This is a genomic window from Microbacterium sp. LCT-H2, assembly GCF_001866135.1.
Classification (GTDB): domain Bacteria; phylum Actinomycetota; class Actinomycetes; order Actinomycetales; family Microbacteriaceae; genus Microbacterium.
In genome coordinates this window covers 1-10,272 of record NZ_MODW01000012.1, presented here as the reverse complement: position 1 = coordinate 10,272, position 10,272 = coordinate 1, and the positions used below count along the sequence as shown (strand labels likewise).

General features: G+C 68.2%; 13 protein-coding genes and 1 pseudogene. 8 read left to right on the top strand and 6 right to left on the bottom strand.

Going from position 1 to position 10,272, the window contains the following annotated elements:
- The first annotated feature begins 203 nt into the window (after positions 1-203).
- Positions 204-413 carry a hypothetical protein gene (locus tag BK819_RS16160; RefSeq protein WP_045245741.1) on the top strand — a complete coding sequence of 70 codons (210 nt, stop codon included), beginning with the start codon at positions 204-206 and terminating at the stop codon, positions 411-413.
- A gap of 116 nt (positions 414-529) precedes the next feature.
- Here BK819_RS16160 and BK819_RS16670 read toward each other — a convergent pair whose 3' ends face one another.
- On the bottom strand, positions 530-880 hold the full coding sequence (locus tag BK819_RS16670; RefSeq protein ID WP_005052795.1) for a hypothetical protein: 351 nt from the start codon (positions 878-880) through the stop codon (positions 530-532).
- Positions 881-940: 60 nt separating this feature from the next.
- On the opposite strand from BK819_RS16670, the gene BK819_RS16155 reads away from it, so the two are divergent.
- The 7 genes from BK819_RS16155 to BK819_RS16125 all read left to right on the top strand — a co-directional run bounded on the left by BK819_RS16155 (position 941) and on the right by BK819_RS16125 (position 6,632).
- Positions 941-1,414, top strand: coding sequence for a MurR/RpiR family transcriptional regulator (locus tag BK819_RS16155; RefSeq protein WP_164743636.1), 474 nt, complete (start codon positions 941-943; stop codon positions 1,412-1,414).
- The gene (locus tag BK819_RS16150; RefSeq protein ID WP_005052796.1) at positions 1,330-1,920 is read left to right on the top strand and encodes an SIS domain-containing protein; all 591 of its coding nucleotides are present in this window, start codon (positions 1,330-1,332) and stop codon (positions 1,918-1,920) included. The genes BK819_RS16155 and BK819_RS16150 overlap by 85 nt, the downstream gene beginning before the upstream one ends.
- Before the next feature lie 178 nt (positions 1,921-2,098).
- On the top strand, positions 2,099-2,809 hold the full coding sequence (locus BK819_RS16145; protein WP_083391845.1) for an extracellular solute-binding protein: 711 nt from the start codon (positions 2,099-2,101) through the stop codon (positions 2,807-2,809).
- The gene (locus BK819_RS16140; protein WP_005052798.1) at positions 2,806-3,636 is read left to right on the top strand and encodes a tyrosine-protein phosphatase; all 831 of its coding nucleotides are present in this window, start codon (positions 2,806-2,808) and stop codon (positions 3,634-3,636) included. The genes BK819_RS16145 and BK819_RS16140 overlap by 4 nt, the downstream gene beginning before the upstream one ends.
- An 18-nt stretch (positions 3,637-3,654) precedes the next feature.
- Entirely contained in the window at positions 3,655-4,575 is a 921-nt protein-coding gene (locus BK819_RS16135) for a phosphodiesterase (RefSeq protein ID WP_062637300.1), read from the top strand.
- A 7-nt stretch (positions 4,576-4,582) separates the two neighbouring features.
- Positions 4,583-5,425 (top strand): carbohydrate ABC transporter permease, encoded by an 843-nt coding sequence (locus tag BK819_RS16130; protein WP_083391844.1) that lies wholly within the window; start codon positions 4,583-4,585, stop codon positions 5,423-5,425.
- 13 nt (positions 5,426-5,438) lie between these two features.
- Complete coding sequence (locus tag BK819_RS16125; RefSeq protein ID WP_071330045.1) at positions 5,439-6,632, top strand: amidohydrolase family protein; 1,194 nt, start codon at positions 5,439-5,441, stop codon at positions 6,630-6,632.
- A 134-nt stretch (positions 6,633-6,766) separates the two neighbouring features.
- Here BK819_RS16125 and BK819_RS16445 read toward each other — a convergent pair.
- The 5 genes and pseudogenes from BK819_RS16445 to BK819_RS16095 all read right to left on the bottom strand — a co-directional run.
- Positions 6,767-7,153: pseudogene (locus tag BK819_RS16445) on the bottom strand (ABC transporter permease); the annotation flags it as partial.
- Between the two features lie 146 nt (positions 7,154-7,299).
- Positions 7,300-8,143 (bottom strand): IS5 family transposase gene (locus BK819_RS16665; protein ID WP_241186004.1). Its coding sequence is split into 2 segments (ribosomal slippage): positions 7,300-7,836 and positions 7,838-8,143, totalling 843 coding nucleotides; the frame shifts between segments, so codons are not numbered across the junction.
- Positions 8,144-8,243: 100 nt separating this feature from the next.
- Positions 8,244-8,585, bottom strand: a complete 342-nt coding sequence (locus tag BK819_RS16105) for a hypothetical protein (protein WP_071330042.1) — start codon at positions 8,583-8,585, stop codon at positions 8,244-8,246.
- Positions 8,586-8,698: 113 nt separating this feature from the next.
- Positions 8,699-9,244 (bottom strand): hypothetical protein, encoded by a 546-nt coding sequence (locus BK819_RS16100; RefSeq protein WP_143049342.1) that lies wholly within the window; start codon positions 9,242-9,244, stop codon positions 8,699-8,701.
- Between the two features lie 126 nt (positions 9,245-9,370).
- Positions 9,371-9,868, bottom strand: a complete 498-nt coding sequence (locus tag BK819_RS16095; RefSeq protein ID WP_083391843.1) for a hypothetical protein — start codon at positions 9,866-9,868, stop codon at positions 9,371-9,373.
- Positions 9,869-10,272 lie beyond the last annotated feature (404 nt).

Here is a 10,272-nt window from a genome sequence, read left to right as displayed (position 1 = left end):
CATGTCCGAAGAGCCCCCAATTCCCTTGGTCACCCCGGTGTGAACCATGCACCCCGGGCGGGCCATCCCCGTATCGGTGCACACCGTGCGTAGCGAGCTTTCCCGGAATCTCCTTGTGTCCTGGCGTTAACACGGGTGTCGTAGCATCGCATTAGCACCGCGACCACTCCTGAGAGTTGCACCCGGGATGAGGTGAATGCATCGTGACGGCACCGGGGTATGAGTTCAGCGTCTGGGAGCGCTACGCCACCGAGTTCACACTGGCTTTCGGTGACAATCCGTCGCGCATCCGGGCGGTGCGGGTGGCCTACTTCGAGCACGAGTTCGATGTGGACTTGATTGCGCAGCTCAGCGGTTTTCCTGTTTGGAGAATCCGACAGGCGTTGTCCCAGGGACTTCCACAGGCGAGCTGAAGAATCGTCGACCAGAGTCCCAGAACTGCTCGCCCATCTACCATCCCCTTGCGGGCACTGCGCGGTGAGGGGACGTCAGCGTGCGACGGTTCGGCCCGGGCGCGATGTCTCCCCTTTCACGTCTGAGTGGCCATCGGTCTGATCGGGCCATGAGCAGGATCAGTTTCGCGCGTCGCCCCCGCCCTCTGGTTCCGCGCTGCGGGCGTCATCGTCGTGGCAGGCTTCTTCGCGTCGTTGGTTACCGGTGTCTGCTGCCCCGGCGCCCCCGCCAGCGGAACATCGACGTGCGGAACGTTCGAGCGCTTGACCGCCGGGATCGACAGATCACGTGGCTCTGGCTCGCACGGACGGTCATCGTAGGCGCCATCGCGGCGCTCGAGGTGGGCGTCTTCGGTCGAGTCACCCTTGGCCGACTTCCTTGCGGGCATGGCACTGTTCGGGAGCTCGAGCGGACGCAGGGAGGTCATGAAATTGCCTTTCGCGGATAGCGGAGGCGATGAACGCTGCGTTCACCTATGGTTGGGGTCGTGGTCGCATTGCGCCCATACGATGTGCGGCGAACCCGAAAGGTGATCACCGGCTACATGAACTCGCCCCTCAACGAGCCGCCGCTCGGCGGAACCATCGACCACATCCTCTCGATCCTGCCGTCGCTCGTACCGAGCGCGCAGCGCGTCGCCCGCATCTGCGCCGAGCGACCCCACGACGTGGTCGACATGTCGGGCGCCGACCTCGCCGAAGCCGCCAACACGTCGCCGGCCACCGTCAGCCGCACCGCCCAGGCGCTGGGGCTGCGCAGCTTTCAGCACCTGCGCATGCTGCTCGTGCGTGACCTCGCCGCCGACGCCACCGCCGCGCCCGACGCACCCGCCGGCACCGAGGGCTTTCTGCGGTGGCTGGCCGAGGGGCGGGTGGGATGCTGCAGACCGCGCTCGCCTCGATCGACCCGGTCGCGTTCGACGCCGCTGCCGACGCCATCGCCCGCGCGCCGCGCCTGCTGATCTCGGGCACCGGCGCCTCGCACGCCGCCGCCCAGGCGTCGGCCGTCGCGTTCGCCGTCAACGGCCGGCCCTGCGAAGCGCCCGCTGACGGCGTGGTCGCCCACCTCACCGCCCGCGTGCTCGCCCCCGGTGATGTGTGCCTCATCGTCAGCTCGAGTGGCGCCAACTCGGTGACCCTCGCGGTTGCGGACGCCGCCGTCGACGCCGGCGCCACCGTGATCGGGGTCACGAGCTTCGCCCGTACCCCGCTCACCACCCGCGCCGACCACCTGCTCGTCGCCGGTGCGCGCTTCCAGGCGTGGGATCAAGGCATTCTCGGCAGCGGGCTCGTACAGCTGCTCGTGCTCAACGCCCTGCAGATCGCCGTCGCCGACCGCATGAGCGACGCCGCCGACCGCGCGCGCCTCGCGGTGCGCGAAGAGGTGCTCGACATCGTCGCCGACGACGGCTCCGACGCCGAGGCATCCGACGTGCCAGACGTTATCGACCACGGCGATGGGCGTTGACACTCCGTTTGCAGGAAATTCACTTTCCTCGATTGCAATAGCTCTGCAAGCGGATTTCGCGGGAAGGCCCCGGTTCGTCAGGTCGCTTGCAGAAGGCGACTCATGGGAACGATCCAGCTCTCTGGTGTCGGTCGTTCCTTCAAGAGCACCGCCGCCGTCAGTGATATCGACCTGATCAATGAGCGTGTCGTGCGTGGTCACCGGCGGCAGCTGGTGCATGCAGGGCCTCTTCCTCTCGAACGGCGCCCAGGTGCTGAGCGATGACCGCACGACGATCGAGTTCGGCTCGGACGCCGCGATCGATACGGTCGCGACCTTCACCGAGATGTACGAGGACGGCGTGCTCACCAACGAGGACTTCACCAGCCAGTACGAGGCGTTCGCGCAGGGGAAGACCGCGATCCACGTCAACAGCTCGGCCGTGCAGGGCGCGTTCATGATGGGCGCCGAGGCCGGTGGCTGGACCCTCGACGCTCACACCCTGCCCGCGTTCGGAGACCAGGCGGTCGTGCCCACCAACTCGGGCTCGTTCCTCGCGATGTTCGCCACCGACCCCGCCAAGCAGGCCGCCGCGTGGGAGCTCATGCAGTTCATGACCAGCCCCCGCGCCTACGAGATCATCTCGACCCAGATCGGGTACCTACCGCTGCGCAGCAGCATGGCCGACGAGGGCGGACCGCTCTATGACTGGGTCGAAGCCAACCCGCTCGTGAAGCCCAACCTCGAGCAGCTCGACGCGCTCGAGCCGTGGGTGTCGTACCCCGGCGACAGCTACGCCCAGGTCGACCAGGTGCTCGCCACCGCCATCGAAGACGCGGTCTTCTACGGCGCCGACCCGGCCGCCACTATGACCGAGGCCGCCGAGCGCGCGCAGGGGCTGATCGAATGACCATCGACCTCGACCTGACGCCTTCGGCGACGGATGCCGCGGCCGCTTCGTCGCCGGATGCCGCGACCGCGGCGCCTCGTGAGCGTCGCCACGCCGTGGCCGGCCTCTACAACCTGCGCGACACCGGCGGCTACCGTGCAGCCGGCGGCACCAGCCGGTGGGGCAAGCTGCTGCGGTCAGATGCTCTGCACCGCATCGACGCGACCGGTCGCGACCGGCTGGCCGAGATCGGCGTCGCCCACATCATCGACCTGCGCGGCGGCGACGAGCGCGCCACAGCGCCGAGCGCGGTCGACGGGCTCGAGGTCACCGTGCACCACCTGCCCGTGTTCGACGACGCCGACCCGGCCGCGCAGGCCACCACGCACGTCGGACTCGTGCCCGTCTACGACCACATCGTCGACGAGCGCGGGGCGCAGCTGGTCGACGCGATCCGGGTGATCATCGCGGCTGACGACGACGACGCGGTGCTCGTGCACTGCACCGCCGGCAAAGACCGCACCGGTCTCGTCGTGGCCTTCGCGCTCGCCGCCGCCGGGGTCGACCGCGACGACGTCGTGGCCGACTACGCCGCCACCGCCGAGAACCTGCGCGGCGAGTGGTCAGACGCGATGACCGCCGTCTTCGAACAGCGCGGCATCGAACTGACCGCGGGAATGGTCGAACTCATCACCGAGAGCCCCGCCGAGGTGCTCGAGGCGCTGCTCGAGCGCATCGACCGCGAGCACGGGTCGATCAGCGCCTACCTCCTCGCCCACGGACTCACCCCCACCGAGCTCGAGCGTCTCACCGCCGTGATCATCGACCCCGCCGCCACCGCGGTCTGATCGGAAGGAACACACACCATGTCGCACATCGCGAGCCAGCATCCCGCTCCCGAGCACTTCATCCTGCATGTCTCTGACACCCACTTCGTGGGCGACGGCGACCTGCTGCACGAGCGCATCGACAGTGACAAGAACCTCGCAGAGCTGTTCGACGGCTTCACCAAGGCCAACGCCCGCCCCGAAGCGATCGTGTTCACCGGCGACCTCGCCGACACCGGCCGCCCCGACGCCTACGAGCGCCTGCGGGCCATCGTCGAGCCCGCCGCCGAGAAGCTCGGTGCCCAGGTGATCTGGGTGATGGGCAATCACGACGAGCGCGTCGCGTTCCGCCGCGGCCTGCTCGACGAGGAGGCCGACCAGTCCGAGCCCGTCGACCGCGTCTACGACGTCAACGGTCTGCGCATCATCGCGCTCGACTCGACGGTGCCCGGGCAGCACCACGGCGAGATCAGCGACGAGCAGTTGGCGTGGCTGCGCCGCGAGCTCGAAGTCCCCGCGCCCGACGGCACCCTCATCGCGCTGCACCACCCGCCCGTGCCGAGCCCGATCGGGCTCATCGCCCTGATCGAGCTGCGCGACCAGGAGCGCCTCGCCGAGGTCATCCGGGGCACCGACGTGCGCGGCATCCTGGGCGGTCACCTGCACTACTCGACCACCAGCACGTTCGCGGGCGTGCCCGTGTCGGTCGCGTCGGCGACCTGCTACACGCAGGACCTCGCCGTCGCCTACCCCGGTGCCCGCGGCCAGGACGGCGGCCAGTCCTACAACCTCGTGCACGTCTACGGCGACCGGGTGCTGCACTCCGTCGTGCCGATCGGGCAGTTCCCGACCGTCTACGAGATGACTCCCGAGATGCTCGAGGCGTTCATGAACATGACCCCCGACGAGCAGCTCGCCGCCGTCAACGCGGCCGCCGTCAACGCGTCGGCGGGAGAGTAGTCAGCCCATGTTCGTCACCGTCTCCGCTCCCTCGGCCGCCGCTGCGCCGGCCGAGGGAGCGGGCGCGGCTCCGGCCGAGGCATCCGCGCCCGTCGTGCGCCGCTCGCGCTTTCGGCCCCAGAGCCTGCTGCCCTACCTGTATGTGCTGCCGGGCACCGCGTTCCTCATCCTCTGGACCTACAGTCCCCTCGCCCAGACGTTCGGCCTGTCGTTCTACGACTGGAACCTGCTGCCCACAAGCCCCAAGACGTTCGTCGGCGGGTCGAACTACGCCGAGGTGCTGGCGCTGCCCGAGCTGCACACCGCGCTGCTGAACACCGTCGTCTACATCGCCGCGTTCTTCGTCTTCTCGCTCGTGCTGCCGATCGCGATCGCCGTCATGTCACGGCAGGTGCGGGGGCGAATGCGCACCTTCTATCAGGCGCTGATCTTCGTGCCGTTCCTCATCACCCCCGTCGCCACCAGCGCCGTGTGGCGGTGGCTGTTCGCCGAGCAGGGGGCATTCGCCACCGTGCTCGCGCACTTCGGCGTCGACATGCCGAACGTCTTCCGCGACCCCGACCTCGCCATCTGGGCCGTCATCGTCATCGTCGGGTGGCAGATGCTGGGCTTCGGCGTGCTCGTGATCGCCGCCGGCTTCGCCGGCATCAGCCCCGAATACGGTCAAGCCGCCGCACTCGACGGTGCCGGCGCCGGCCGCATCTTCGGACGCATCACCTTGCCGCTGCTCTCACCGACCCTGGTCTTCCTGTCGCTCATGACGATCCTCCTCGCCGCGCAGTGGACCTACCCGATCATCGACCTGCTCACCCAGGGCGGGCCCACCAACTCAACCACGAACATCTACTAGAACGGAGCAGTTCATGACGGATTCCACGCTCGGCGCAGTCTCTGCGACCGCGATCACGAACACCAGGGTCTTCGACGGACACAGTCTGAGCGCCCCCACGACGGTCGTCGTCCAGCCCGACGGGCGCATCGGTGACGTATCAGCGGATGCGGTCGTCGTCGGTGCCGCTGTCGTCAACGCGGAAGGTACGGTGCTCCTTCCTGGCCTGATCGACTGTCACATGCACCTGAAGGGGCGCGAGTCCCTCGAGACGCTCGCCACGTACGGTGTCACCACCGGCCTGGACATGGCGACATGGCCCGCATCACAGTTCCAGTCGTTGCGGGGACTGAGGGGAGTCGCTGACTTCCGCACCGCCGGCATGGCGGCGACATCTCAGGGCAGCACGCACAGCCGCATTCCGACCTATCCGGACGTCGCGCTGGTCGATTCCCCCGACAAGGCGGAGCGGTTCGTAGAGGTGCAGGTGGCAGACGGGGTGGATTACATCAAGATCATCGCCGATCTGCCCGGTCCCACCCAGGACGTGCTCGATGCACTCGTGGCTGCTGCGCACGCGCGGGGGCTCAAGGTCATCGCGCACGCAGCCCTGTACGAAGCTGTGCGTATGAGCCTCGCTGCGGGGGCCGACATGATCACCCATGCTCCACTCGACCGCGCGCTCGACGATGCGACGGCTGAGACGATGCTCGCCCAGGGCACGGTGTTCATCCCGACCTTGACGATGATGAAAGGCGTCGCCGCGAATCTCACCGCAGCGGGCGTTCCCGGTGTGAGCTATGCACACGCCCACGAGAGCACGCGCGCGATGCATGCCGCGGGCGTTCCGGTCCTGGCCGGCACCGACGCCTACACCTTCACACGGGCATCGCCGCCATACGGCGAGAGCACGCGCGCGATGCATGCCGCGGGCGTTCCGGTCCTGGCCGGCACCGACGCCTACATCGAGTCCCTCACACGGGCATTGCCGCCATACGGCGAGAGCATGCACGACGAACTCGCTCTGCTCGTGGACGCCGGCCTGTCAACAGCCGAAGCGCTGCGCGCTGCCACCTCGACGGCCGCGCACGCGTTCTCACTCGACGATCGGGGGGCGATCACCCCCGGATTGCGAGCCGACCTCGTGCTGGTGGACGGCGATCCGCTCACCGACATCGCTGCCGCGCGTCGCGTTCTGCGTGTGTGGTGCGGCGGCATCGAGGTGTGAGGGCGTCCTCTCGACCGCGGTGGCACCACGGCGGTGTTCGCGCCGTGGTGCCACGCGAGCACCCGGTTCTCGACGACGATGAGCAGCAGGTTGAACACGTACCCGAAGATCCCGATGAGCACGATGCCCGACCACATGTCCGTGATCGCGAACGACCTCTGCGACTGAAGAACGAAGACGCCGATCCCGTTGCCTCCCGCCATCATCTCGCTCACGACGACCATGATGAGCGCGAGCGAAAGACTCGTGCGCATTCCGGCAAAGATCTGCGGAGCTGCCGCGGGAAGTGCGACCTGCAACTCGTAGCGGAACCAGTGGATGCCGTACACCCGGGCGGTCTCGCGCAGTCCGGGGTCCATTCCTCTGATTGCAGCTTCGGTATTGAGGAGCACGGGCCAGAGGCAGATGAAGGTGATCAGAATCACCTTCGCGGTGTCGTCGAGGCCCAGCACGATGATGACGAGGGGAATCAACGCGACCGCAGGGATCGCGCGCAGGAACTCGAGCACGGGTGCGAACATCGCCTGGAGGCGGTGCGCCTGACCGAGAACGAACCCCACGACCACGCCGATGACCACAGCGCCGATGAACCCGATCATCATCCTGGAAAGACTCGGCAAGACGTCGCTCGCCATCCGCGCGAAGAGCCAGTTCTCCTGGAAAGCGACTAGGGCGTGTCTCTTAAAGCCTTGAGCCAGATGGTGATGGCGCGTAGGACGACGCCGCCGCGATAGGTCAGGGCGAGTTTGTCGTAGCGGGTGGCCAAGGCGCGCCATTGCTTGAAGATGTTGAATCCGCGCTCGACGACGTTGCGGCGCTTGTAGGCCTCGGTGTCGTAGGTGACCGGGCGACCACCCTTGGCGCCGCGGCGCTTGCGGTTGGCGATCTGATCATCGCGTTCGGGGATGACGGCCTGGATGCCGCGCCGGCGCAACAGCTTGCGGTTGGCCCGGGAAGAGTAAGCCTTGTCACCCAGCGCCCGGTCGGGCCTGGTGCGTGGCCGGCCCCCACCCAGGCGCGGTACCCGCAGGGCGTTCATCACGTGCTCGAACATCGGGGAGTCCCCGCCCTGCCCGGGCCCGAGCAGCATCACCAGCGGCCGCATGTTCCCGTCGCACAGGTGGTGGATCTTCGTCGACAGGCCGCCGCGGGAGCGGCCGATGGCGTGATCAGGCGGCTCGATGCGCAGATTCGTGTAATTCGTCAGGTCCCCCTGTGTCCCGGGGCAGGTTGGTGGCGTGCTGATGGGCGCGGTTGATCGTGGAGTCCACCGAGACTTCCCAGTCGATCAGCCCGGCGGCGTCGGCATGGGCCAGCAGGACGCTGTGGATCTTGTCCCACGTCCCATCACCGCTGAAGCGGCGGTGCCGCTTCCACACCGTCTGCCACGGCCCGAAGCACCCGGGTAAGTCCCGCCACGCGATCCCGGTCCGGTAGCGATAGATGATGCCCTCCACCACGGTGCGATGATCGGCGAACGGCCGACCACGACGCCCCTGCGAGGACGGCATCAACGGAGCAATCAGCTCCCACTGCGCATCAGTCAGCAACTCCGTTCGAGACACACACCGAGCGTTCCAGCGACCAGCCCAAACCTTTGGGAGACACGCCCTAGTCGTCCCACGACCGGCGCGGCGCGAAGTGGAATCGCTCGTCGCCTTCGTTGTGGGCGAGGTCATCGGCGCGAGCGCGATAGTCCTCGTCGCTGAGTCGGGAGCCGTGGCCGTTGACCCAGGGGAGCGGGTCGCGGTCGCCCTCGGTCTCGCCCTCCCAGACCTCGCGGATGATGTGATCGGCGGTGGCGTGCTCGTGCAGCGCGTCGAACAGGGCGGCCAGGGTGAAGCCCTCGCCCATGTTGATCCGGTTGAGCACTTCGCCCGCGTTCCAGTAGCGCACCATCTGCGCGGCCTCGGCGATGACCTCGCGGTCAATCTCGACGGTAACAGTGGTCATGACTCCTCCATGTGTTGTGTACCTGACACCTATAAATGTACTGGTGGGGTCCGACATTGAACGGCCCCGGGAGGAGCGCCCCGCCGGATCGGATCGGCGGGGCGCTCGCCGCGTTAGGCGGCGTAGGTGCAGGACACCTGCTGGCCGTGGTGCCAGCCGTCACACTCGATGCGGCCGAGCTTGCGGGAGTCGTCTCGGCATGCGCGCCGGGCGTCGGCTTCCTCGGCGTCGATGCGGGATGAGTGCAGCGCCTCGATGTGCTCCAACTTGGTGCTGAACCCGTCGTTGTCCGGCAGGCCCGCAGTGACCCACAGGCGCGCGCACAGCCCGAATCCCTCGTGCGAGAGCGGGGCTCGCTCCGCGGCCGCCAGCAGGCCGATCACGACCTCCACGGCGGTGCCCAGGCGGGTGTCCTGGCCGTGCGCCACCCTCTCGAGAATCTCCCGCGCGTGCGCCCGATAGACCGCCTCCACGCTCATCCGCTCAGCGGCGTCGCCGCCGCTGAGCAGCGAGAACGAGTGATAGATCGCGTCTGCCCGCTCAGGGTGTCGGGCGGCTGCCTGCGCGATCTCGTCCTCGGCCCAGTCGATCCGCTCGAAGATCGCCCCGAAGCTCTGCTCGAAGCTCGCCAGGATTTCCGCTGCCGTCTCCGTCGTCATGGTGCTCATGGCATCCTCCATATGTTGTGTATCTGACACCTAAAACAATACGGGGAGCCTCCGACATTGGAAGCGGACGCCCGAGCGCCCCGCCGGATCGTCTCGGCGGGGCGCTCGGGTGGGAGATCACCAGATCTCGAATCCTCCGCAGTGGCGCAGGAACGCGGCGAACTCGCGCACGTTCTCGACGTCGAACGGGTAGGACTTGCCGAAATGCTCGCGTCGGCCGGTCCCGGCACAGCCGTTGCATCCGCCCTTGCCGGTGTCCGGGTCGCGCGGCTTGTCGTAGCCGTACTCGCGGCCGATGGCGTCGGCGCGCAGCCCCGTTCCCTGGCACAGGTCGCACTCGCTGTCCGGCAGGGCGTCCAGCTCGGCGGCGTACTGATCGGCGTAGGCCGTCACGCGCCCGTTGGCGAGGTCGCGATCCAGCGCGTCGGCGAGAGCCGCCGATGCGGCCGCGTCGAGCCCGTCCCCGTCGTTGGTGTGCCAGTGGGTGCATCCGGCCGTGAGGTCCGGGTACGTCGCCGTCACGAACTCTGCGAGGGGCCGCCACCACCAGACGTTGTTGCGGAAGTAGCCCCCGACCTCGGCGGTGGGGTTCTTGCCGAAGATGTCCATTCCCATGATGTCCTCCTGGTGACATGTTGTGCATCTGACACACACAACAGTATTAGGGGGGTCGGACATTGACGGGCCGGGGGGCGGACACGGGAGCGCCCCGCCGGATCGTCTCGGCGGGGCGCTCGGGTGCAGCGTTATCGGGTGCCGTCGAGGCCGTTGACCAGCCACAACGCAGTAGCCGGCCCTCGGGCATAGCACCCCGAGAGGGTCGCGCAGCGCCCCCAGAACCGCGCCTCTGAGAGCGCGGGCGGGCGATCCCGGCCGCTGCACCCAACCCCCTAGGAGAGGGGCGCTCAGCGCGCTACAGCACCCCCTCGGGGAGGGCGCGCAGCGGCCGACCTGCGTGGCCCGTGGGCGGCTTGCCGCCCACCCGGAGCACGGCGCGCAGCGCCGGGCACCCCCACCGC